This is a genomic window from Oikeobacillus pervagus (genome assembly GCF_030813365.1).
GTDB lineage: Bacteria > Bacillota > Bacilli > Bacillales > DSM-23947 > Oikeobacillus > Oikeobacillus pervagus.
The window spans coordinates 1-24,142 of the sequence record NZ_JAUSUC010000035.1 but is presented as its reverse complement, the minus strand read 5'-3'; the positions used below and the strand labels follow the sequence as shown (position 1 = coordinate 24,142).

The following is a 24,142-nucleotide window of genomic DNA, read 5'->3' as shown; positions in this document are numbered from 1 at the left end:
TTTCAACACAAAAAGTGACGGAGGTCATGCTTTTCACAGGAAAGAGTGACGGGGGTAAGTGTGGAAAATCGGAAAATGTTTATATGATGAAAGTAAACATCGGTCACATCCTGTGATGATGATCCAAAAGGACAATGGGAGGAGATTCTCATGTTAGAAGTAGTGGAGCTAGACAAAACGTTTAAGCATTTTCATGCTGTAAAGGGGGTGAATATGTTTTTAGAACAGGGGGAAATTGTCGGATTACTTGGTCCGAATGGGGCGGGAAAGTCCACGACCATTTCGATGATCTCGTCTTTAGTTCAACCGACAAATGGAGATGTTCGTTTAAATAATGAAAGTATTATAGAAAAACCCGAGGAAATTCGTCGAATACTAGGGGTAGTTCCACAGGAAATTGCCTTATATATGGATCTTTCTGCAGAAGAAAATCTAGAGTTTTTCGGACGAATCTATCGGATGAGTGGCGAAGTTTTAAAGAATAAAATAAACGAAGTATTAGAACAAATTGGGTTAGTCGATCGAAGAAAGGACTTGGTGAAAAATTTCTCCGGAGGGATGAAACGCCGCTTAAATATAGGGGTCGCTTTATTGCATAATCCAGAGTTTATCATTATGGATGAACCAACTGTAGGAATCGACCCACAGTCGAGAAATTATATTTTAGAAACGGTAAAGCGTTTGAATAAAGAAAATAAAATGACGGTGCTTTATACAAGTCATTATATGGAAGAGGTCGAGTTTCTATGTGATCGTATCTATATTATGGATAAAGGGTCGATCATCGCATCGGGGACAAAAGAAGAAATCAAAAACATTCTTTCGTCTGAAAATAGAATATTGATTAAAGTAGAAAGAATGAATGAGGAATTTGCCGAGGCTTTACGAAATGAATCGGTCATTAGCCAAGTCACAGTAAAGGAAAAAGCGATTACCATTATTGTCCCCAAGGAAGTTAATATTTTTCGCACGGTCTTTAATTTAGCAGAACAAACGCATACTTCCCTTACATCTGTTGAAGTCAAAACACCTACCCTTGAAGATGTATTTTTACATTTAACTGGCCGGGCATTACGGGATTAAGGGGGATGAAATAGTGATTGGTTCACTTATAAAAAAACAATGTTTGATCCTTTTACGGAATCGCGATCAACTATTTTTATTATTAGTTATGCCGCTTATCTTAATTTCCATCTTAGGTTTTTCACTTGGAAGTATGATGGCAGGTGATACACCGAGTGTGAAGGCAAAGGTTGTTCTTATAAATCACGGGGATGAAGCAAAAGAAATCGAACAATTTAAACGGGAAGTTGAACAATCAAACAGGGCCAATAATGAAAAAGAACCAATGATCCAGGGGGCAGAATATATTCGGCCAATTCGTGTTTTAACGGAAGAAGTATTCGGGGATAAGGAGCTCAAAAAGCATTTGAAATTGGTCAAAAAACCGCCTTCTGAGTTGGAAAAATTAAAGAAGAGTGATCATTATGCGGCGATCATTGAGGTGCCGGAAAAGTTCACCTATCATATCGTACAAAACTTTATGCTTGGGAAGGAAGTCCCTACAGGGTTAACCCTATATCAAAATGAAGGTAATGAGCTTTCAACCAAAATTATTGAGGATGTGTTAATTAATTACCAAAAGCAATATAGTACTTTTATGACAATTGAAAAAGCGGGATTAATGGATGATTCTTTTCTTGAGAACATTCCTTCTCCAAAGGGGGAAACAGACACGGTGACGAAGAGGAAGCCATTAAATGCCATGATGTATTATGCGGTTGGAATGAGTGTCATGTTTGTCCTTTTTGTCGCTTCAAGCATTGGCTCATTTGCCTTTAAGGAAAAACAACAACATGTTTTTAATCGAATATTGCTCACTAATGTTTCAAGCTGGTCTTATTTTACAGGGGTTTTCCTATCTGGAATGATTCTCGCGTTTATCCAGTTAATCATGATTTTTAGTGTAACGGCAACTGCCTATGACGTGAAATTTCCAAGTATTATAGCATTTGTCGTTGTGTGTATAGCAATTAGTTTTGCTATTGGGGGATTGTCAGTTCTGTTGACCGCCTTAAGTTACCGATTTAATTCAGAAATGATCATTAATTTTTTTGCTAATGCGCTTGTATCTATTTTTGCCTTTCTAGGAGGGAGTTTTTTCCCTGTAGGGGGATTATCGAATTTTATTCAGTATCTCGGAAACCTAACACCGAATGGGGCTGGAATGACGGCCTTTTTAAAATTATTACAAGGGTATGAATTACAGGATATTTCGGAGCCATTGCTTTATTTAGCCATTATGGGGGTTGCGACGATTATGATTGCCATTGTTAGTTTCCCGAAAAGGGGTGAAATGATATGAAAGGGATCTTAATCGCCAAACTTCGATTGCTTATACGTAGCCCTTTTCCTATTATCATCCTAACGTTTTGTTCCATCTTTTTTGCTTATCTTGTTGGGAATGGATATCAAGCAAAACTGTCTATCCCTGTCTACAGTCACGATCCAAAAATGGAGGAAAGTGCGGTTTGGAAGGCATTAACTCGGTCAGATGTCATGGAATTTGAACGGATGGGAGAAGAGGAAGTTAAGAAGCTTGTCAGTGAAGGGAAAGCAGAAGCAGGAATTGAATTAAAAGAAGATCACTTCAGAGTTATGATTGCGAGTCATACAGGAAATGTGAGTATTATTCAACAATATGTACAAAGAGTTTATTCAAATGTCTTGTTAGAGGAACATATAATGGAGGCTGCTTCAAAGAAAAAGGATGTGGATGTAAAGAAGCTTGAAGAGGAATTAAAAAATGATTCATTATTCACCATCCAAACAGAAAGCTTCCGTGGGAAAGATTCTTTCGTACATGATAGCCAATTACAGTCTATTTTTGGATTCTCGCTCTTTCTTGTAATCTATACGATCGCTTATAATGTTCTCCCGATTTTACAAGAGAAAAACTCAGGAATTTGGGACCGAATGATTTTATCCCCTGTTCGGAAATGGGAAATGTATACCGCAAATCTATTCAATAGTTTTATATTAGGTTATCTACAAGTGGCTGCTATTTTTCTTGTCTTTCGTTATGCTGTGGGGGTTAATTTTTACGGTGGATTTGGAAAAACAATGCTGATTTTAGTCCCTTACGTATTTTGTATCGTAGCCTTGTCGATGCTAATTACGGGAATTGTGAAGAATGTCCAACAATTCAATGCTGTCATTTCATTCGTAGCCGTCAGTCTCTCCATGCTTGGAGGAGCCTACTGGCCGATTGAAATCGTTACGGCCAAACCGCTACTGGCAATCGCAAAAGCCGATCCCATCTTTTACGGAATGGAAGCACTAAAAGGAGCAACCGTATACGGGCATACCATCCAAGAACTTCTCTTCCCAATAAGCATCCTCACACTAATGGGAGTCCTCATGATCGGAATCGGAATCAACCTGATGGAACGACGACACGTGTGAAAAGCGCCAGGCACCATCCAATTTATCAGTAGAACTCCCCCAATTGATGAAATTTTCCAGATGGTGATTGGGATTTCCTGGATGGTGCCTGGCACCTGTAATGGATTGACATTTAATGGTGTATTCTGTATATTTTAATTGAACGGTGGTTAATTTAAAGGAGATTGTGATATGTCACCAAGGAAATCTGTAGATGAGGAACTTTCGAAGGAAAAAATAATGGATGTGGCTAGGGGATTATTTGTAAAGGAGGGGTATTCGAATGTTTCGATGCGGATGATTGCGAAAGAGCTAAATTATAGTCATGGGGCGATTTATTATCATTTTCAAAATAAAGCTGAGTTATTTTATGCAGTGGTTTCACGGGATTTTTCTTTACTTCAAGAGGAGTTAGAGCGAATTTTAACCTTAGATCTTTCACAGGAAGAGAAGTTAAGAGAAGTATTACTCGGGTTTATCCGGTTTGGTCTAAATTATCAAAGTCATTATGAGATGATGTTTCTAACGAAGGAGGAAGAGTTAAGAAATTATCAAGTCCAAAATTCTAATCTAGTCTATGAAAAATTTGCGCAGTCCTTGCACTTATTAAGCAATCGGACATTGAAATTAAGAGAAATTTGGTCTATTTTTTTAGCTATTCATGGGTTTGTTGCTCATTATTGTGGATGTGGGCAATCGTTCGAAGATGTGAAAGGACTTGCTAATTTTCATGTCGACTTTGTTTTAAAAGGGATTCTAGTTGATTAATTTTTTGCTATTAATTGAACAGTGGTTAATTAAAGGAGGATGGGAATGAATAAAGTTTTAGTTCTTGGTGCTTCTGGAGGAATGGGATATGCTTTGGTGAATGAGCTTACTTCAAGGGGGATTGAAACGATCGCTTTTTCAAGAACGAGGCAGAAGCTTGAAAGATTATTTGAAGGCAATGGACTTGTGACGGTTTACAATGGGGATGTTTTTCAAAAGAGTGAGCTAATAAAGGCTGCTGAACAAGTGACGATCATCTATCATGCTATTAATATCCCATATTCCGAATGGGAAGAGAAACACCCCATCATTATGGGAAATATTGTTGATACGGCTAAAAGGCAAAATACGAAGCTTGCGATTGTAGATAATATTTATGCTTATGGAAGGGGGAATGGTGAAACAGTAAAGGAGGAGTTTCCGAAACGTCCGCATACAAAAAAGGGGAAAATTCGTTTAAAGTTAGAAAACATGGCGAAGCAGTCGGGAGTTCCAGTATTATTTGCCCATTTTCCTGATTTTTATGGGCCAAATGCGGAAAACACGCAAATTCATTATATGCTGCAATCAGTTGTCAAAAATAAACGATCCATGTTTGTAGGAGATCAAAAAATAGCTAGAGAATATATTTTTACACCAGACGGAGCCAAAGCATTAGTGGAACTATCATTACGTGATGATGCTTACAATCAAAATTGGAATATTCCAGGGTTTGGTGTCATCACAGGTAAGGATATAGTTCAGATTGTCAAGGAAATTACGGGATATAGAAAAAAGGTTTCAACTGCCACGAAAAATATGATTCGCTTCATGGGGCTGTTTGATAAGGGAATGCGTGAGTTTGTGGAGATGTTATATTTGAACGAGAACCCAGTCGTACTAAATGGGGGAAAATACGAAAAGATCATCGGCCCAGTTCCCCGGACCTCCTATGAAGAAGGATTAAGACAAACATTAGAATTTATGAATGCCAGGCACCATCCATAAAATGGATGGTGCCTGGCACCTAGTAAAAACTGGTAATGAATTCGAGGAAAAAGTATCCGGAAAAGCTGATGAGGATACATCCTGCGATGATGGATATCCATTTGATCATGGTTCGGTTCATGACTTTTCTTGTTATGGATACGATTGTGAGTAATGCAACATCGTGGAGTATGATTCCGGTTAGGATACCGGATGCAACGATTAGAAATTTTACTGGTTGTGTTGTATCATAGGAATCGGAAAGGACGGCTCCGAAAACGGATATCCAAAACACGAGATTTCCCGGGGAAATAGCGACAAGTAAACCATTTCTATAGGAGCTGGAGAATGATTGAGTTGGCTTTTCACCAGCCATTGTGATATCTTTGTCCGCATTTTTAATAGAATCATAACCCAAAAACGCTAAGAAACAGGCTCCTATAAGCCACATGGGAGTTTGAATGTAAGGCAATGATAGGATAGAAGCTAATCCCATATATAAGGCGATGATTAATATGAAGTCTATTGTCATTCCACCTAGGCCCACAGCCCAACCATGGATAAAGCCCTTCTTTAGACCTTGTTTCATCATTTCAACCGTTATAGCCCCAACAGGTAACGCAATGGCAAGACCTGCTAGAACATATGTAAAATATAAACCCAAAAAACCCCTTCTTTCAAATTTATGATGCCTTCATACGTCCGTTTTCTATATATTAGCATAAATATTTATATATATTAATAATTATGTAAAAATGTACTCTATCGCATCAAAGAAATGAAATTTAAAACAGCTTCCAAATAATACTTTTTCAGGTAAATAAAAAGAGATGACACCATCCTTGTCATCTCATAAATCATTCGCTATCTATGAAAATTTCTCGTTAAAATCCAAATCCCATCGATTGTCTTGGATCTGTTTCCCAATCTTGGCGCCAAGTTTTTTTGTTATTTGTTTGCAGTTCTTGAATGATCTTGTCAACCTTTACTTTCTTATCGTAATGCCATTGTAAAGCAATTGACATGTATAGTTCATTCAATTGAGCAATCGATAGTCCATCTGTTTCTTGTGCTAATTGTTCGATCTCCTCTTCAGACATGAATTGTTCCATCTTTCTTGCCTGCAAATATTGCTTGCGAGCTTCATAGTTTGGAAGGTTAATTTCATATGCACGGTCAAACCGACCAGCACGGTTGATTAGGGCTGGGTCAATTTTTTCAGGATAGTTGGTTGTGCCAATTAAGAAAATCCCTTCTTTAGAAGCGGCGCCATCCAGTGTATTCAAAAAGACAGATCGAGTCTCCTCTGGCATGGAATCAATATCTTCTATTACTAGAATCATAGGTGCCATTTTTGTAACTGTTGAGAATACTTCCTTAATGGAGTAACTCGTTGTGTATTCTGTAATTTGCCAATAAACAACAGGGGCATCAACGCTTCCTGCAATTGATTTTACAAGGGTTGTCTTTCCATTACCAGGTGCTCCATAAAGAAGAATTCCTCTTTTATATGGAATTTGATATTTTTTAAAAAATTCCCCGCTATGGAGAAAAAATTCATCAAATGAACGAAAGATTTCTGTCTTCATCTCCTCATCTAACAGAACATCTTCACGCTTTACTTGATTTGTAATGCGCTCTTTAACCCGCTCAATTCCCTCATCCGTATCAACAAAAATATTAATAAATCCTTGCATATACTTTTTTTGCTTTTCATAAATGTATTGAGAGAATTCTAGTAAACTTTGATCATCTTTCGCAAAAATAAAATCTTCCTCATAGTCTTCGTGATTCTGATAAATCGGCAACTTGGCCAATGCTACGTTAAAATCTTGAAAAAGAAAAACATTATTATTTATAGAAGGTTTAACGATGAACTGATTCTCGTTATTGAATGATGTATATCCAATAGTGGCAATCTCCATACAATCAAAGACATGAGCCATAATCTTTACCTTCTCTGATTGATGTTGAACCATTTGATTTACAATGTCCCATATTTCTTCCATATTATCTTCAGCTCGATACATTTGATAAGATGTATGGGTCTCTTTTATTAGTGCGTCTTTTATAGCTTGTAAAGAAATGGCGAAATCATAATAATGTGGCATCGTTTCATGGGTTATTCGATCAAATTGTATAAGTGTTGGAACTTTAGGCATAGTGGCATCCTTTCTCTTTTTGAATTTTCTTCCATTGTATAATAATTAGATGCAATATACTAATATAATGTTAGGGGGTCTTCCTCCTGTTCTAAAGTTCAGAAATACTTCCCGAAAAATGGGACTAACGTTTAATTCTTCATCATGTTAGTTTTTTTTAGGGGTGGTTGTGCTTTAACGCTTAACCCCTTTAAGCACAAGTTGAACCATGACTTCTGCGAAAACGAGTCCCATTGCAATTGCGCCAGAAATCATAAAAGCTTTCGTTGCTAATGGAATGGCCGCCATATAATCATTTCCAGCCACGTGTCGCATCGCATCATACGATAATCCTCCAGGAACGAGCGGGATAATTCCAGCCACACTGAAAATAATAATCGGCATTTTATATCTTTTTGCCATAACATGCCCAATTAAAGCAACAAAAAAGGCCCCGACGAATGATGCTTGAACGGTATCGACCCCTGAATCCGCAAGTACAATATACGAAATCCATCCGATCATCCCGACAAATCCACATTGTATTAAGGAGTGCCGAGGAGCGTTAAAAATAATCCCAAATCCAGCCGAAGCGATAAAACTAAGGGAGAGTTGTTCGATTATATAATTCATGCGCTTCGTTCCTTTCTTTGAAAAGATATCCTAATCATCTTTCTATTTTTCTAAAATGAGAAGACAACGGCTACACCGGCCCCAATAGCGAAGGCTGTTAAAAAAGCCTCGGCTCCCTTAGAAAGGCCAGAAACAAAATGCCCTGCCATTAAGTCACGGACAGCATTTGTAATCAGTAAACCTGGAACAAGTGGCATAACAGATCCAATGATAATTTTATCAAGTTGCTCTCCTAAGCCAAGACTAACGAGCAAAACAGATAGCAATCCAATCACAAAGGATGAACTAAATTCAGCGAAAAATTTTACCTTTGTAAAATGGTGGATCAGTAGCAAACTAGAAAATCCGATTCCTCCGACAAAAAAGGCAGGAAGAAAGTCTCCCCAAATCCCTTTAAACATAATTAAAAAGCAGCCACTAGCAACTGCTGCTGCAATGATTTGAATCCAAACGGGAAAGGCTAAGTTTGCTTTTTCTAATTCCTTTAATGCTGCACTAGCTTCCGATAAACTAATATCCCCACTTGAAATTTTTCGAGAAATGCTGTTCACACGGGCGACTTTCTCCAGGTCGGTTGACCGCTCATTAATTCTCACAAGCCTAGTTGGATTTACACCATCCATTGAAAAAATAATACCGGTTGGCGTTACAAAACTATGGGTCTGAGAAATCCCATAAGCGGCCGCCATCCTAGTCATCGTATCTTCCGCTCGGTATGTTTCAGCCCCACTTTGCATCATAATCCGACCTGCTAGTAAACAGATATCAATAACCGATTGAATATCTACTTCTTGGTCTTTATCCATTCCTTTTCACCTCATTCTTACACCGAACAATTAATGATAATGGATTTATGTTATAGTATCTTTAATTTTTCTGCAATGAAAATTGAACAAACCAATTAACTGAATATGAATTTGAACTGTGGACCGGCTTGGTAGTACATCTATATTATGTGTTTTCAACGTTTAAACCAAGCTTTAGCCAGCAATTGGACTGCTTCTCGTATTTCATCTTCAGATAAGAGGGCAAAACCGAGTAAAACTGTTTGATTATCAGACTTCCCATATGTGGAAACCGGATAAACTTTAACCCCTAATTGGGCTGCTGTGCAAATTAGTTCATTTTCTGTCATGCCATTATTTGCACGTACTAACACATGCAATCCGGAATCCTGGCCAATGATTTCAATATAGGGGGGGAAATAAGTAGACATGTAAGAAAAGAGCAGATCTCTTTTCTTATTATAAATGACTCGCATCCTGTGAATATGTTTTTCAAAATGTCCTTCTTGCAAAAATCTTTTCAAAATTTCTTGGTCGATACGTGATACCGTTTGTGCATGGAAAAAATCTTTTTGAAACCGTTGTATAAGTGGTTTAGGCAAGACCATATAACTTATCCGTAACGATGGAAGAAATGATTTGGAGAATGTGCTCATATAGATGACTTTATGATTGGAATCCAATCCCTGTAATGCAGGAATGGGCTTTCCTGAATAACGGAATTCGCTATCGTAATCATCTTCAATAATATAGCGGTTGTCTCCTTTTTCAGCCCAATGTAATAACTGCATTCTTCTTGAAATCGGCATGATCATCCCGCAAGGAAATTGGTGGGAAGGTGTAACAAAGACAACATTAGCCTTGCTCTTTTCTAATTCAGATAAGATGATTCCATCTCGATCAAGAGGGATTAATTTCGTGTTTTCCACCCCTTTTTCGAAAATCATTAGCTTTCGATGATATCCAGGGTCTTCAACGGCCCATGTACTATTTTTGAGCAGGAGGACAAGTTGTTTTATTAAGTAGGGAGTACCAGCCCCAAGCACAATTTGACTAGGGGAACATCGAACACCACGGGACTCATAAATATACAAAGCAATGGCCTCTCGAAGATCATATTCCCCTTGTGGATGCCCAAGTAAAAGCAATGACTCGCGTTCGGAACGCCATATGTCACTGGCTAATTTACGATAAGTGGTATATGGGAAAGAACGCGGATCCACTCCCGAATGGGTGAAATCAAACGTAAACTTTTTATCCTCTCTTTTTTCTTCAATTGGCTCAAACGACTTTTTGGGGTTAAAAATCGGTTGTTCCATTTCACATACATAGAAGCCCTTGCGAGGAATGGCTTTGATATATCCTTCCGCGACAAGCTGATCGTATGCTGCTTCAATCGTGTTTTGGCTAATTTGTAAATGATGAGCTAATTTCCTTTTAGAAGGAAGCTTCGTATGGTGAGATAAATTCCCCGTTTTGATTTCATGTTTGATCTCCTCATACAACTGTACATATAGTGGTTTTTTTAAATTAGCATCAAGCTTTGGAGTGAATTGAAACATGTTATCTGACCCCTTTTGTTTATATAAAACTGATCCTTCATATAGTATCAGAAATTCCCTATAATACCTATGTCATTGATTGCTAAATAATGAGTGCAGGGAGGGGCATAGCATGAAAACATCACGTCAACTTGGTCTTGTAATGATTATAACAGGTGCTACATTTTGGGGATTATCTGGTCCTATGATTCAGTGGTTTTTTCAACAGACGAACATGTCATCTAGCGATTTTTTAGTTATTCGGCTGTTACTGGCGGGAATCACGATGTTGGGGTATTTGGCATTTGTAAAAAAACAAAATATATTGGCTATTTGGAAGCATAAATCCCATTCCATCCAACTGGTGCTCTTCTCCATTATCGGTATGTTGGGTGCTCAGTATACTTTTATAGAAGCACTACAATATAGCAATGCGGTAACGGCGACATTATTCCAGTTTCTTGGACCTGTTCTCATTACGATTTATGTTTCAGTACAGGGGAGAAGTTTTCCTTCTAGGAGACAATTTTTAGCCGTCGTGGCCGCTATAGCAGGTACGTATTTTCTTATTACAAATGGTTCGATAGAAAGCATCGTTTTATCGAAACAGGCCATCCTGTTTGGAATATTAACGGCTGTTGGTTTTGCCTTTTATACGATCCAGCCAGCACCACTAATTAAAAAATGGGGAACACTTATAATCGTAGGTTGGGGAATGCTACTAGGAGGCATCGTTTTACTTATATTTAATCATTCCCTCACACCACAATATTTTACTGATACGTTAACCATGTCGACCTTTGCCATGTTACTAGTCATTATCGCAAGTGGAACCCTATCATTTGTTCTATATATAGGAAGTCTAAAGTATTTGACCGCAACCGAAACAGGCATTCTATCCAGTATCGAACCATTCGTAGCGGCCATCGTCTCCGTGATTTGGTTAAAGGAAGTGTTCGGAGCATACCAGCTATTAGGAGGACTGTTTATTATCATAGCCGTCATCTTCCTGACGACTCCTGATAAAAAACTAAAACGCAGAATCGCTATGGAACAGTCATCAGAAGGTTGATAATAGGGAAAAACGTCATCTAGTAGATTAGGGAAGCACATAGTGTTGGAGATTCCTAAAAGAAGTGCAAAAAGATACGGGAAATGAGCATATATGCTTGGAAATAATCAAAAAATCAGAGTACAAGCGCAAATCTAGCAAGGAGTAGTGCAAAAGTCTATGGGAAATGATCAAATTCCCGGGGGAAATATGCAATGGCAAACTAGCGTAGAAACTGAAAAATGAATGGACGATATGAGCTTCATTCTCCGCAATTTTTATAAAATCCTTGTAAAAAGAGAGAGATTCCTTTATAGTTAACATTTGATGATGCAATATTTTGTGTTTATAGAAAATAACACTACTATATATAGTGAATAACCGATAAATACGGTGTCTATTTTTAGACTGAAAAGGGAATCTGGTGAAAATCCAGAGCTGTCCCCGCAACTGTAAGTGCAAACGAAATAAGAACAACCACTGTCATTCTTTGATGGGAAGGTCTTAGAGTAGGAGGAAGCACAAGTCAGGAGACCTGCCGTATTTATAGCGTATGTTCTTCTTCGGGAGTTGGGGAGAAATAACGATGGTAGTCTTGTAGACAAGTTCAATGTCTATTTATTTATCAACGTTAAAAAACCCATTCTTGGAATGGGTTTTTTTATATATATAAAACAAATAGATTGGACGATCGTTCCCTTTCTCGAATCCCAATATGAGTAGTGGAAAAATGGAAGTGGGGATGAGAATGAAAACTGAAATTTCGTCGAATATATCTAGAACGTATCAATCAAAGCTCGTTTTACCGCCGCATACAAATCATATGGGAACAATTTTTGGCGGGACGGTCCTTTCCTATATTGATGAAATAGCAGCGATATGTGCGATGAAACATTCTAAAAAAGTGGTTGTAACAGCTTCTATCGATCAAGTTGACTTTGTGTCTTCTGCAAAGGTTGGGGATATTTTGATATTGGAAGCAGTAGTTGTTTCGACTGGTCGAACGTCAATGGAGGTATTTGTAAAAGTCGAGAGTGAGCATTTAACAACTGGGGAAAGGTTACTAACGACGACTTCGATGCTCACAATGGTAGCCGTTGATGAAAACGGTGTTCCATCTCCGGTACCAAAAGTCATTCCTGAGACAGATAAAGAAAAGGAATTATTTCATGCAGCACAAGAGAGGAAAAAGGAACGAGATAAGAATCATACCGCAGATTGAATGGTAGGAGGAAAATAAAATGACCGATATGACTAAACATACATCAATTGAAGAAATGATAGAAAAAGTAGAGTATTTAATAGCTGAGATGGCTGCTAAATTCCCACATATTCCCCTGGAGGATTTTAGAGAAAAGGTATTAATCTCTTTAAGATCAAGGGAAATTTCATTAGAGGATGATGTCTATAATATTTTAATTTTATCAGCTGTTGAAAGAATTAGTATGAATGAACCTGATTGGACCTATATTGCTTCGTCTGTTTTTATTCGTAGGCTCTATCGACAGGTAGCAAGGGCTAGAGGTTATGATGAAGAAGAAAAATATGGTTCTTTTTATCAATTGATTTCTACACTAACAAAGTTGGGGATTTATAGTGAAAGTTTATTAGAAAAGTATTCATTACAGGAAATATCCTATTTACAATCAGTTCTAAATCCAGATAAAGATCAGCTATTTTCTTATATCGGGATTGTAACGTTAGCCGATCGTTATTTGGCCAAAACGCATGATGGTCAATTATACGAATTGCCACAAGAGCGTTTTATGGTGATAGCAATGACTTTAATGAAAAATGAACCAAAAGAACAGAGATTAACTTTAGTTGAGGAGGCTTATTGGGCCTTATCCAATTTATATATGACCGTGGCCACCCCTACTTTAGCAAATGCCGGAAAAGGTTATGGGCAATTATCTAGTTGCTTTATCGATACGGTGGAAGATGATTTACGTAGTATTTACGATTCGAATACGGATATTTCGACATTAAGTAAAAATGGTGGAGGAATCGGTGTCTATTTGGGGAAAATCCGCAGTAGAGGCAGTGATATTAAAGGGTTTAAAGGAGTGAGTTCAGGGGTTATTCCTTGGATGAAACAATTGAATAACACAGCTGTTTCCGTTGATCAATTGGGGCAAAGACAAGGGGCAATTGCTGTTTATTTAGATGTTTGGCATAAGGATATTTTCGCCTTTTTAGATACGAGACTTAACAATGGGGATGAGCGGCAGCGTACACATGATTTATTCACAGGTGTATGTATTCCTGACCTTTTCATGAAGCATGTTGAACAGCGGGAAGATTGGTATTTATTCGATCCTCATGAAGTTAGAAGGGTATTAGGATATTCATTAGAAGATTTTTATGATGAGGAGGAAAATGGTGAGTTTACACAAAGATATTGGAAGTGTGTTCATCATCCCCTATTATCAAAAAAACGAGTTCCAGCCATTGAAATTTTTAAATCTATCATGATTTCCCAATTGGAAACAGGGACACCTTATATGTTTTATCGAGACACAGTGAATCGTGAAAACCCAAATAAACATAAAGGAATCATATACTGCAGTAACTTATGTACAGAAATTACCCAAAATATGAGTCCAACCGTCATGGAAGAAGAAAAAGTTGTAGATGGAAAGATTGTAACCTATAAAATACCTGGGGACTTTGTCGTCTGTAATCTTTCCTCGATCTCATTGGCGAGAAGTGTGAGAGACAATGTTTTGGAACGGCTGATCTCCATTCAAGTGCGCATGCTTGATAATGTAATTGATATTAATACAATTCCGGTCTTGCAAGCACAAATAACGAATCAAAAATACCGATCAATTGGATTGGGGACATTTGGATGGCATCATTTATTGGCTCTTCAAGGGATTAAATGGGAAAGTGAAGAAGCTGTTGAATATTGTGATCGACTTTATGAAGAGATTGCTTATTATACGATACGTGCAAGTGTAAAATTAGCGAAAGAAAAAGGAAAATACCCTCACTTTGAAGGTTCAGAATGGCAGAATGGGAGATATTTCAACCGTAAAGGGTATATTTCTCCAAAATGGCAGGAATTGAAGAATGAAGTCCAAGAGCATGGGATACGAAATGGTTACTTAATGGCGATCGCCCCAAACTCAACAACATCGATTATAGCCGGTTCTACCGCAAGTATCGATCCTATTTTTAGAAAAGAATATTCAGAGGAAAAGAAAAATTACAAAATTCCCGTCACTGCACCCGATTTATCAGCAAAAACGACTTGGTATTATAAAAATGCTTATGAAATTGACCAACATTGGTCTATTCAACAAAACGCAAAACGTCAACGGCATATAGACCAAGCGATTTCCTTTAATTTTTACGTAACCCATGATATTAAAGCGAGTGCATTACTAATTTTACATATGGATGCCTGGAAATCTGGGTTGAAAACAACGTATTATGTCCGATCAACATCAAGCAGTTTTATAGAAGAATGTGAAAGTTGTGAAAGCTAAAGAGAGGGAGAAGGAAATGACTATAATTGAAAAACGTTTACTAATGGACCCAACTGCGCCCAATTGTTCTACTGGAATTATAAATGGACAATCTTCCAATGTTTTAAACTGGGATGATGTTCGGTTTTCTTGGGCCTATCCAAAGTATAAAAGAATGCTGTCTAATTTTTGGACCCCGTTCGAAATCAATATGTCACAGGATATTAAACAATTTCCAATGTTGACAGAAAAGGAGCAAGATACATTTTTAAAGGTAATCGGATTACTTGCCTTATTAGATAGTATTCAAACTGATTTTGCAGGAAAAGTGGCCGATTATATAACAGATTCAAGCCTAAACGCTCTCATGATTATTCTCGCTCAACAGGAAGTAATTCATAATCATTCATACAGCTATGTTTTATCCAGTATTGTACCCAAGAAAATACAAGATGAGGTATTTGATTACTGGAGAAATGAACCTATTTTGAGAAAGAGAAATGATTTTGTTACGAATGGTTATATCGATTTTGCGAATAAGCCGACAATTGAAAACTTTTTGAAGGCGATCATTTATGATGTAATTTTAGAAGGGTTGTTTTTCTATTCTGGATTTGCCTTTTTCTACAATTTAGCTCGGAATCAAAAAATGATTGCGACAAGTACTATGATTAATTATATTAATCGAGATGAACAAATTCATGTTGGGTTATTTGAAAAAATTTTTAAAGAAACATTGAAGGAACACCCTGAATATTGGACGGACGAGCTGAAAGTATTTGGCCAAGAGACTTTCCGTACTGCTGCACAGTTAGAAATTGAATGGGGTCAGGAGATTATCGGGAATGAAATCGCAGGGATTGTTATGCAAGAGTTGGATGCTTATGTAAAATTCATGGCGAACAAAAGAGCAGAACAATTGGGATTCCAAGCTCCGTTTGAAGGTTATCGGACGAACCCGTTACGTTGGATCATTGCGTATCAAGAGGTGGATTTAGGAAAGACAGATTTCTTTGAGCAAAAATCGCGCCAATATACAAAGACATCAGACATAAACGGTTTTGATGACCTATAAGTATTGAAAAGCCTGTGGGGGTTACTCTCATAGGTTATTTCTATACATAAATTTAATATAGAGCTCCTCAAAAATCTGATATAGTGAAATGGATGAGAGTGGATTGTGGGGTGTTATGATTGTTTCATTTGAAAAAGGTAAGATACAAGGAAATCCTTCAGATTGATGAGATGAAAATACCTAGTAATCGAGTGACGTGTGTTGTTGGGGAAAGTGGTTCGGGGAAATCTACTTTATTAAAATTATTAAATAAAATGTTGATTCCGGATAAGGGTGAAATCCTATTCCAAAATCAACATTTAGATGAAAGGGATGCGGTTGAGCATCGGAGAGAAGTCATCATGGTAGCACAAACTCCACTTATTTTTTCCGGTAGTATAGAAGAAAATTTACAAAAAGGCAAATGGTTTTCTGATCAAGTGGAGGCGACAGAAGAAGAGTTGAAGCATTCTCTACAAGTAGTCCATCTACATAAATCCCTTGATGAAAATGTGAAAGATTTATCAGGTGGGGAAAAACAAAGGGTAGCGCTAGCGAGAGCATTATTAATCAATCCTAAAGTATATCTGCTGGATGAGCCGACTTCAGCATTGGATGAGGAAACGGAGATCAAAGTGTTATCCAATATCATTCAAGAGGTCAAAAAGAGGAGTGGGACAGTCATAATGGTGACACATTCGAAGACTGCATGGGAGACCTTTGGAGAGCATATCATTCATATCGGAAAGAGGTAGAAGATGGGAAACGGAATGATTGATATTGAATTATGGAGATTAATTGCTGCCTATGTTTTTATTGTCTTTCTTATTATCATTGTAAAATGGAGAGGTATTGCTAGGGAAAAGCTTATATACATTGCAACATTAAGAATGACGGTTCAGCTTGTAATGGCGGGGTATATATTAACGATTATTCTTAAATATCCTCATCCTTTATTGACCATTGTGATCGTCATCTTAATGGAGGTTTTTGCTATAAGGACGATTTATAAGCAAATGGGGGAACCGTTTTCAAATGAATTAAAGAAAATGATTGCCTATGCGATGGCTAGCGGAACACTTGCCAGTATCTTGTACTTCAATTTTATTGTCATTCATTTTTCTCCTTGGTATGATCCAAGGTATTTTATTCCCATTGCGGGGATGATTATTGGAAACTCTATGACAGCGGTGACATTAGCAGTCAAAACGTTATGGAACGACCTTCACCATCAACGGGATCAAATAGAAGGGGCATTGATGTTAGGAGCAACCCCAAAGCAGGCGGTAAAACGTTATGTGGATCATGCTTTTGATTCAGCTATATTACCGACCATCAACAATATGCTAGGCATGGGGATTGTTTTTTTACCAGGAATGATGACGGGACAAATCCTCTCAGGAATCAGCCCTGTTTTAGCGATCGAATATCAAATAGCGATCTTGTTAGGAATAGCAGGAAGCGTTTCTCTTACCGTTCTTTTTTTGCTTTTATTTGGATATCGGGTTTTTTTCACGAAAGATGCACGTTTACGGGAATGATAGGAAGGGGATAAATTGGTCTCATTGGTGACCTACTTATCCCCGTTTTTTTCATAGGCAGGTTCGCTTAAATGGATAATAGGTTCAAAATATCTTTTAATCTTTCCACACGATAAGTGGGCTTTGCTTCTTTAACGACCTTACCATCTAAGTGATCAATCCAAATGGATTCCATTTTCACACGGTTTGATCCTAAAATATCAGTGCTTAAATTATCTCCTACCATTATGGCCTCGTCAGCTGATACATCCATAATGCGTAAAGCATGATCAAATAGGATGGGATTTGGTTTTCCAAAGCCAATATTTCCAGAAATGATAATATGCTCGAAATACGGTGGGAGTTCTGGTGTCATAGCTAATTTTTCCATTTGCAAGGAAGGTGCCCCATTTGTTAATAGCAACAAGCGATACCCGTGATCCTTCAATGTGTTCAACACTTCAAAAGTTTCTTCATAGACAAATGGAGAAGAGCGGCGAACTTCTTTAAAACGGTCCATTGCTTGAATAGCAGCTTCTTCCTTGATCCCAAATGGTTCTAATCCTTGTTTCCACGCTTCACTTTGGTATTTAGAAATGTTTTCTCCCATTTCGCGGAATCGAAAATGATGCAAATCGCCAAAGTTCCCCCATAATCCTTCAAATGGATTAATTCCAATTTGTTGTGTGAAAGAATAGAACGGGAAGGTTGAATAAACTTCACGGGCTTTTGTACGAACACTTTCTTCAATTTCTTTGGCATCCACCTGGAATGTATCAGCAAGTTCCCCACATGTCACATCAAATGCGGTTTGAATACTTTTACGGTCATTTAGTAGTGTATCGTCTAAATCAAAAAAGATTGCTTTTTTCATTTGAATGTCTCCTTCATTTGTATGCTAGGAACTTCATTCGACAAAATCCGGTCAATTCCTGCAAAGATTGTCAAGGTCATGTATTTTCATCTTATATTATCATAACTGCTGTTGATTTTTTTTCACACATTCGTCCTTCAGAGTCTGGTATAATGTCGGTAAATTCAGAAAAGGGGGAGCTCTTTGTATGTTTCCAAAACTTGATGAAATTCGGAAAAATCTTTTGAAGAGTGTTGAGTGTTTATCTGATGAAGCCCTGAACAAGAAGGTGGATGAAGAAAAGTGGAGTATTTCACAAATATTATATCATCTTTATGAAGTGGAAAATTTAGCTGTTTCCACACTTGAATCTGGTTTGGAGCATGGGGATGAACAGGTAGTCGAAAGAGATTTACAATTCGTGGTAGACCGATCAAGAAAGGTGAAATTACCAGATGATCCCCCAAATGATTTCAAAACGAAGGATGAACTTAAGGCACTTTTGGAAAAATCCCGAAAGAATCTCCATGCGTTTTTGGAAAAAACGGATATGCAAACATTAAAGGAAAAATCAGCGGCACATCTTGTTTTTGGAAAAATTAGTTTAAAAAATATGGTTGAATTCGTGTACTTACATGAACAACGACATCTTGAACAGATTGAAGAAATGAAGGAAGAACTTAACTACGGTTTATATAAATAATGAGGATTGAATCACCGCTTGGGAAAAAGCGCTTTCATTCCTATTTATAAAAGTCAAATCCCCCCCTATATAAATGGTGGGGGGATTGACGTCACAAATAGTTTATTTTGATTCCTCTGTCACCTGAGAGACTAGTTCTTTCACATCACTGCGGCTTAATTTTTCATGTCCTTGTTCAAGTGCTTTCAGTGTTCCATATGCTAAAGTTAATGGAATTTGGCAAAAAGTATGGATGGTGCCAAACCCTTCGATGCTTTTTGTATATTGGTCGGCAATTCCGAGATTTCGTTTTGCATAAGCAAACATATCATCAATCCCCCACCCATTTGGCCAAAAGTCGACACCTCGTTCCAGATCTTCCTTCCGGTTGCGAATAATATTAACGGCTTGCAATCCTCTACCAAATGCAATCGCTTGTTCTTTGTCTGTTTCAAGATCGCAATACCATTTCCATATATCCGATAGCATAACTCCAACTAATCCCGCTACATAATAAGTGTAATCATCTAATTCCTCTTCCGTACGAATAACCCAATCTTTCAATACCCAATCAGCCATCCCCCCTGCCATGATAGCAGTTGCTTTGCGAATTTCGGGTTCAATCGTTTCAGGACTGTAGTTTGCCCAATCTGCAAGGCGAAGGGTGACTTCAGGTAAATGCTCCGAGTAGGGCGAAAAAAGTTGGTTTAGTTTTTCACGATCAATAGGTTCCTGTAAAAGGTCGCGAACTTTATAAAGTAAATCTGCTTTGACATTCGCTGATAATTCCGGGTGATCCTCAATTTCATCGATTGCTCTCATGCAGAGGTAGGCAGAACCGACGGCCTCTTTCAACCTTGGTGCCAGTTTATTGATGGGGATAAAAAATGTCCTGCTCGTTTGCAAAAGCATCCTAGTCGCATCATTATTTAAATCTATTTGTTCTGACATGTTTTTCGACATTCCTTTCATCACAACGTATCCCTTTAGTTTGTATATAATCTTTGATCTCATCCTTAACGGGCAGAAAACTCCACTAATGGAAGTTTCGTTTTATACAAAAGATAGAATTCAAATATGAAGATGATTTAAAATATTTTTAAAAGCGATATATCACCATTTTACTATTATTAATGTAAGTGTCAAAATAGACGATAAAATTTTTGATTATTTAAAAAAGATTCTGCACTTAATGAAAAGGAAGGTAAAGGATTAACCAAATCTAGCTGAGGAGCTTTTAAAGAGGAGCTTCATTTTCTAAAGGCCTTTTTACAAAAGAAAAAAACGGGAGTGATTACGCTTCCCGTTTTCGATTAAACATAAAAGCAACGAAGTTTTTAATGGAGCCGGCCCGTTTTGGTTTACTTTTCTTTTCATCTAATGCTTGTTGCAAATTTTCAATAAGGTGTCGATCCCTTTTGGCAATTTCTAATTCCTCTATTTTATCTTTTAACCATTGTTGATGTCGATCTAACTGTTTGGCTAATTCGACATTTGCTTCAATTAATTTAACTTGATTGCTTTCGAGTTGCTCAATCCGCTCATATAATTTCGTTTCTAGAGGATGGGCTTCCTCTATTTCTTCATCATGGGTCGTGACGGTAACTGGCACGGTGGTTTCGTCTTGAAGATTCGTTAATATAAGATCGATTGCTTTTTCTAAAGGCAAATTTTTTTTGGTGATGGAATGAATCAGCTGTTTAATTAATTGAATATCCTTTTGATGAAACACTCTTGAATTATTAATTCCCCGTTCAAAATGATACCCTTGCTGTTCTAGTGATAAAGCATATTTTCGCAAAGTACTGGCCCCAATTCCTAAATTTTTTGCCACTTCCGAACTAAAATAAACTTTCTCCATCTTGTTCCCTCCCGTTTTCCTTGCTACTTAGGAAGCTATAAAATTTTTTAGAACTGTGGATCACCTATTAAAAATGTTGTCCACGGCAAGCCTTCAGCGCCTATCGTCTAGCGAATCTCTGCGTTTTCTTCCTCCGATAAGTCAACATCAGCTCGTGGACTGCCTCGCTGTGTTTCCTTTATCTCAGTCAAAGACTACGAAATCCGTACGCCGATGAACGAGGCGCTTCCGCATTTGATGACGTCTAGCTCCAGCGCCTATCGTCTAGCGTATTTCTCCGTCTTTTCCCTCCGATAAGTCAACATCAGCTCGCAAAATCGCCTCGCTGTGTTTCCTTTATCTCAGTCAAAGACTACGAAATCCGTACGCCGATGAGCAAGGCGCTTCCGCATTTGTTCCTACTATCTGATTTCCACAATAGTCTAGGTAATCCTTTCACTAACTTTGGGGATTGATTAGAAGTTTTGTCGATAAGTGGAGTTTGTAAAATAAAATCCGCTTAGGGAGTTTTGGGGAAAGAGGACAGCATAGCAAGCTCGCTATTTGTTGACATAGAGAGCGAGGAAGGGTTATCCGTTATAATAAAAAAGAGGGTGGTAACCCTCTTTTTGTTGAAGAACTTATTGTAAGTTGTTTTGTTTAGAAATTTGGGTGAGGGCTACTCCGGCACTTTCATTGGCTTGTTCCCTTACTGAAAGATCGCCTAAAGAAAGCATTCCTACAAGTTGTCCGTTTTCTACAACTGGCAAGCGACGGACTTGATGTTGAGCCATTAATGCAGATGCTTCCTCTAAAGAAGCTTCAGGTGTAATGGTGACAATATTGTTTGACATCACTTGTGAAACATTGGTATTGTTTTTGGCAATTCCTCTTACGGCTAAATCACGGTCTGTTACCATCCCCACAACTTGGCCATTATTTACAACCGGAATAGCCCCAACATTTAAACTTCTCATTTTATTCGCAACATGATCTAAAGCGTCTTGATTACTGCAGCTTTCAACATTTGTTGACATGACTTCACGTACTTGCATTAAAATTCCCTCCTTTAAGTATCCTTCAAAAAATATTATCTGTTGAGATAGAGAATTTATTCATTATTTTTAGGATAGAAAAAGGAAAAGGAGAGTTTAATGGTTGTAAGTTGAAACATGAATTAAGAAGGACATTTAGCTAACTGTTGGTTACATTCCTTTAGTTCTTCTTCAATTTGAATAAGAACTCTTTCGGTTGCTTCTACGTTTCGACCAACGGATTCTAATTTTTCCATATCTCCCTGAATACGAATATAATCCATTTTCAATGTGGCGATTTTATTTTCTAATTCTGCTTTCGTCATGATTTCTTCCCCCGAACTGTTTTTCCTCTATTTTAATGGAACAATAAAATCAAAGGCAATGACTAAATGGCGTGTAAGTCGAAAAAAAGAAGAAAAAATCAATAATCTTGCCACTACTCGACAATTTTTTCCACAGAAAAATGATAAAATGGAAGAGATGGCGGAAAATTTCGTAAAATGAAAAAAGTAGGTGAATGAAATGATAGACACTCATTTCCCAATAGAGCTTCCCATTATTCAAGCACCGATGGCAGGTGTTACATCTCCTTCATTAGTTGCGGCTGTTTCAAATGCAGGTGCGTTAGGTTCTATTGGAGCAGGGTATTTAAATGCTTTACAAACAAGAGCATTTATTCAAGGAGTGAAGCAACAAACAACGAAAGCGTTCGGTATCAATTTATTTGTACCAGAGGAAATCGAGCTAGATCCTCAGCTTATCGAAAATGCGAATGGATATTTACAACCAATTAGAGAAGAGTTAGGACTGCCAGAAAACAAGGTTTCAAATATAACAGCCCATTCAGACTATGAACAACAAATCCAAGTTGTATTGGAGGAAAAGGTTCCCGTCTGTTCCTTTACATTTGGTATGCCTCGTAAAGATATCGTTTTGGAGTTAAAAAAGAACGGCATATTGGTTATTGGAACAGCCACGACCGTTGAGGAAGCGATTGCGGTTCAAGACCAAGGGATGGATGCGGTTGTTGTTCAAGGAATGGAGGCAGGGGGACATCGTGGAAGCTTTTTGCATGAGCATTATATAGGATTAATGTCCTTAATCCCACAAGTTGTGGATGAAATACATATTCCGGTAATAGCGGCCGGAGGAATAATGGATGGACGAGGCGTGGCGGCGGCACTATGTCTAGGGGCAAAGGCTGTACAAATGGGAACAGCCTTTTTAACAACAGAAGAAAGTAGCGCTCATCCGCAGCATAAACTGGCGATCTTACAAGCAAAAGAAGTGGATACTTCAGTAACGAAAGTGTTTTCGGGTAAGTCTGCAAGGGGCATTACGAATCAATTCATGCGGGAGATGAAGCCATATGAACACAATCTTCCACCTTATCCTATTCAAAATTCTTTAACGAAAGAAATTCGAAAAAAAGCGGCTGAACAAAGTAGTTCCCAATATATGTCGCTGTGGTCTGGGCAGTCCCCTCGACTAAGTAAATCTATGTCTGCACAACAACTGATTAAGGATATTATGGAGGAAGTAAGAAAAATAAGTAAAAGTATGACAAACCAAACATTTTAACAACTGTTGTGACGACAACTTTCGTTAGGGGGATTCCTATGTACGAATACAAATTTGTGAAAGTAGAAATAACGATAAGCGACGGTCAGCCAAAAGGGGATTATGAAGAACTTGTCCATACATATGCAAAGCAAGGTTGGAGGTTGAAGCAAATTGTAACCCCTCCATTTTCCAATAATGGACAAACAGCTTATTTAGACATTATTTTTGAAAGAAGAGCCTAAATCGAATAAATCAATATGAAAAGAGCTGTCTCAATGTTTTTAATGAGGCAGTTCTTTCTCCTTGTTTAGGAAACGATACAATCTAGACCTGTGGATCCCCCTTTTAAAAATGTTGTCTATGTCTAGCAAATTTCTCCGTCTTCTCCCTCCGATGGGTCAACATCAGCTCGTGGAGGACCTCGTTCGTGCTTCCTTTATTTCAGTCAAAGACTACGGAATCCGTATGCAAGCACTTGTTCTTGACTATTTTTTTCTTTATGGAAATTAGGATTTCCCCATTTTTATGAATTTGAAGATACTTCTGATCTCTCCATTAATTAGCAGTAAAACCCCTACGAAAGGTACTGTGATTTCACTGACATTTTAAGTCTAAAATATTGCCCTGAATAAGGTAGAAAAGGTGTTTTTTACCTATTAATCAATTAGGTTGTTAATTTTATACTATAAGGTAGAAGTAAATTTAGGAAGTAGGGGTACAAAGCCCACAATTGGTAGAATGATAGAGGTGTAAGGAAATGGAATATTCCACTATTCTTCATTCATTGTCCC

General features: G+C 37.8%; 24 protein-coding genes and 1 riboswitch. Of the genes, 14 read left to right on the top strand and 10 right to left on the bottom strand.

Translation table 11 applies throughout. The features are described from left to right. Nucleotides 1-150: 150 nt before the first annotated feature. The 5 genes from J2S13_RS12420 to J2S13_RS12400 all read left to right on the top strand — a co-directional run bounded on the left by J2S13_RS12420 (nucleotide 151) and on the right by J2S13_RS12400 (nucleotide 5,199). Nucleotides 151-1,083, top strand: coding sequence for an ABC transporter ATP-binding protein (locus tag J2S13_RS12420; RefSeq protein WP_307258093.1), 933 nt, complete (start codon nucleotides 151-153; stop codon nucleotides 1,081-1,083). A 13-nt stretch (nucleotides 1,084-1,096) separates the two neighbouring features. After that, nucleotides 1,097-2,365, top strand: coding sequence for an ABC transporter permease (locus J2S13_RS12415; protein ID WP_307258092.1), 1,269 nt, complete (start codon nucleotides 1,097-1,099; stop codon nucleotides 2,363-2,365). After that, nucleotides 2,362-3,465: an ABC transporter permease gene (locus J2S13_RS12410; protein ID WP_307258091.1), complete on the top strand. Its 1,104-nt coding sequence runs from the start codon at nucleotides 2,362-2,364 to the stop codon at nucleotides 3,463-3,465. The genes J2S13_RS12415 and J2S13_RS12410 overlap by 4 nt, the downstream gene beginning before the upstream one ends. Before the next feature lie 171 nt (nucleotides 3,466-3,636). After that, nucleotides 3,637-4,212, top strand: a complete 576-nt coding sequence (locus J2S13_RS12405; protein ID WP_307258090.1) for a TetR/AcrR family transcriptional regulator — start codon at nucleotides 3,637-3,639, stop codon at nucleotides 4,210-4,212. A 45-nt stretch (nucleotides 4,213-4,257) separates the two neighbouring features. Beyond that, nucleotides 4,258-5,199 carry an SDR family NAD(P)-dependent oxidoreductase gene (locus J2S13_RS12400; RefSeq protein WP_307258089.1) on the top strand — a complete coding sequence of 314 codons (942 nt, stop codon included), beginning with the start codon at nucleotides 4,258-4,260 and terminating at the stop codon, nucleotides 5,197-5,199. A 19-nt stretch (nucleotides 5,200-5,218) separates the two neighbouring features. On the opposite strand, the gene J2S13_RS12395 is transcribed toward J2S13_RS12400, so the two are convergent. From J2S13_RS12395 to pdxR, 5 genes are all read right to left on the bottom strand, one after another. Next, the gene (locus J2S13_RS12395; RefSeq protein ID WP_307258088.1) at nucleotides 5,219-5,842 is read right to left on the bottom strand and encodes a LysE family translocator; all 624 of its coding nucleotides are present in this window, start codon (nucleotides 5,840-5,842) and stop codon (nucleotides 5,219-5,221) included. 220 nt (nucleotides 5,843-6,062) lie between these two features. Then, nucleotides 6,063-7,340 (bottom strand): AAA family ATPase, encoded by a 1,278-nt coding sequence (locus J2S13_RS12390; RefSeq protein ID WP_307258087.1) that lies wholly within the window; start codon nucleotides 7,338-7,340, stop codon nucleotides 6,063-6,065. A gap of 174 nt (nucleotides 7,341-7,514) precedes the next feature. Further along, the gene (locus J2S13_RS12385) at nucleotides 7,515-7,952 is read right to left on the bottom strand and encodes a threonine/serine exporter family protein (protein WP_307258086.1); all 438 of its coding nucleotides are present in this window, start codon (nucleotides 7,950-7,952) and stop codon (nucleotides 7,515-7,517) included. Nucleotides 7,953-8,002: 50 nt separating this feature from the next. Next, on the bottom strand, nucleotides 8,003-8,758 hold the full coding sequence (locus tag J2S13_RS12380; protein ID WP_307258085.1) for a threonine/serine exporter family protein: 756 nt from the start codon (nucleotides 8,756-8,758) through the stop codon (nucleotides 8,003-8,005). 155 nt (nucleotides 8,759-8,913) lie between these two features. After that, entirely contained in the window at nucleotides 8,914-10,299 is a 1,386-nt protein-coding gene (pdxR, locus tag J2S13_RS12375; RefSeq protein ID WP_307258084.1) for a MocR-like pyridoxine biosynthesis transcription factor PdxR, read from the bottom strand. Between the two features lie 112 nt (nucleotides 10,300-10,411). Between pdxR and J2S13_RS12370 the strand changes: the two genes are divergently transcribed. From J2S13_RS12370 to J2S13_RS12345, 6 genes are all read left to right on the top strand, one after another. Next, on the top strand, nucleotides 10,412-11,350 hold the full coding sequence (locus J2S13_RS12370) for a DMT family transporter (RefSeq protein WP_307258083.1): 939 nt from the start codon (nucleotides 10,412-10,414) through the stop codon (nucleotides 11,348-11,350). Between the two features lie 353 nt (nucleotides 11,351-11,703). After that, nucleotides 11,704-11,886, top strand: a riboswitch (cobalamin riboswitch). 191 nt (nucleotides 11,887-12,077) lie between these two features. Next, nucleotides 12,078-12,551: an acyl-CoA thioesterase gene (locus tag J2S13_RS12365; RefSeq protein WP_307258082.1), complete on the top strand. Its 474-nt coding sequence runs from the start codon at nucleotides 12,078-12,080 to the stop codon at nucleotides 12,549-12,551. A 19-nt stretch (nucleotides 12,552-12,570) separates the two neighbouring features. Beyond that, nucleotides 12,571-14,823, top strand: coding sequence for a ribonucleoside-diphosphate reductase subunit alpha (locus J2S13_RS12360; protein WP_370874035.1), 2,253 nt, complete (start codon nucleotides 12,571-12,573; stop codon nucleotides 14,821-14,823). Nucleotides 14,824-14,839: 16 nt separating this feature from the next. Next, nucleotides 14,840-15,877 (top strand): ribonucleotide-diphosphate reductase subunit beta, encoded by a 1,038-nt coding sequence (locus tag J2S13_RS12355; RefSeq protein WP_307258081.1) that lies wholly within the window; start codon nucleotides 14,840-14,842, stop codon nucleotides 15,875-15,877. Nucleotides 15,878-15,996: 119 nt separating this feature from the next. Then, nucleotides 15,997-16,611: an ABC transporter ATP-binding protein gene (locus J2S13_RS12350; RefSeq protein WP_307258080.1), complete on the top strand. Its 615-nt coding sequence runs from the start codon at nucleotides 15,997-15,999 to the stop codon at nucleotides 16,609-16,611. A gap of 3 nt (nucleotides 16,612-16,614) precedes the next feature. Then, nucleotides 16,615-17,397: an ABC transporter permease gene (locus J2S13_RS12345; protein ID WP_307258079.1), complete on the top strand. Its 783-nt coding sequence runs from the start codon at nucleotides 16,615-16,617 to the stop codon at nucleotides 17,395-17,397. A gap of 67 nt (nucleotides 17,398-17,464) precedes the next feature. On the opposite strand, the gene J2S13_RS12340 is transcribed toward J2S13_RS12345, so the two are convergent. Then, entirely contained in the window at nucleotides 17,465-18,250 is a 786-nt protein-coding gene (locus tag J2S13_RS12340; RefSeq protein WP_307258078.1) for an HAD family hydrolase, read from the bottom strand. Nucleotides 18,251-18,437: 187 nt separating this feature from the next. On the opposite strand from J2S13_RS12340, the gene J2S13_RS12335 reads away from it, so the two are divergent. Beyond that, entirely contained in the window at nucleotides 18,438-18,932 is a 495-nt protein-coding gene (locus J2S13_RS12335) for a DinB family protein (RefSeq protein WP_307258077.1), read from the top strand. A 102-nt stretch (nucleotides 18,933-19,034) separates the two neighbouring features. Here J2S13_RS12335 and J2S13_RS12330 read toward each other — a convergent pair whose 3' ends face one another. From J2S13_RS12330 to J2S13_RS12315, 4 genes are all read right to left on the bottom strand, one after another. Continuing rightward, the gene (locus tag J2S13_RS12330; protein WP_307258076.1) at nucleotides 19,035-19,862 is read right to left on the bottom strand and encodes a squalene/phytoene synthase family protein; all 828 of its coding nucleotides are present in this window, start codon (nucleotides 19,860-19,862) and stop codon (nucleotides 19,035-19,037) included. A 343-nt stretch (nucleotides 19,863-20,205) separates the two neighbouring features. Next, entirely contained in the window at nucleotides 20,206-20,772 is a 567-nt protein-coding gene (locus J2S13_RS12325) for a MerR family transcriptional regulator (RefSeq protein WP_307258075.1), read from the bottom strand. 620 nt (nucleotides 20,773-21,392) lie between these two features. Continuing rightward, nucleotides 21,393-21,806, bottom strand: coding sequence for a CBS domain-containing protein (locus J2S13_RS12320; RefSeq protein WP_307258074.1), 414 nt, complete (start codon nucleotides 21,804-21,806; stop codon nucleotides 21,393-21,395). Nucleotides 21,807-21,928: 122 nt separating this feature from the next. Next, complete coding sequence (locus J2S13_RS12315; protein WP_307258073.1) at nucleotides 21,929-22,111, bottom strand: SE1832 family protein; 183 nt, start codon at nucleotides 22,109-22,111, stop codon at nucleotides 21,929-21,931. A gap of 199 nt (nucleotides 22,112-22,310) precedes the next feature. Here J2S13_RS12315 and J2S13_RS12310 point away from each other — a divergent pair, with 199 nt between their 5' ends. Together J2S13_RS12310 and J2S13_RS12305 are read left to right on the top strand one after the other, a co-directional pair. After that, nucleotides 22,311-23,369: an NAD(P)H-dependent flavin oxidoreductase gene (locus tag J2S13_RS12310; protein ID WP_307258072.1), complete on the top strand. Its 1,059-nt coding sequence runs from the start codon at nucleotides 22,311-22,313 to the stop codon at nucleotides 23,367-23,369. A 38-nt stretch (nucleotides 23,370-23,407) separates the two neighbouring features. Continuing rightward, nucleotides 23,408-23,593, top strand: a complete 186-nt coding sequence (locus J2S13_RS12305; RefSeq protein WP_307258071.1) for a DUF4177 domain-containing protein — start codon at nucleotides 23,408-23,410, stop codon at nucleotides 23,591-23,593. Nucleotides 23,594-24,142: the final 549 nt, after the last annotated feature.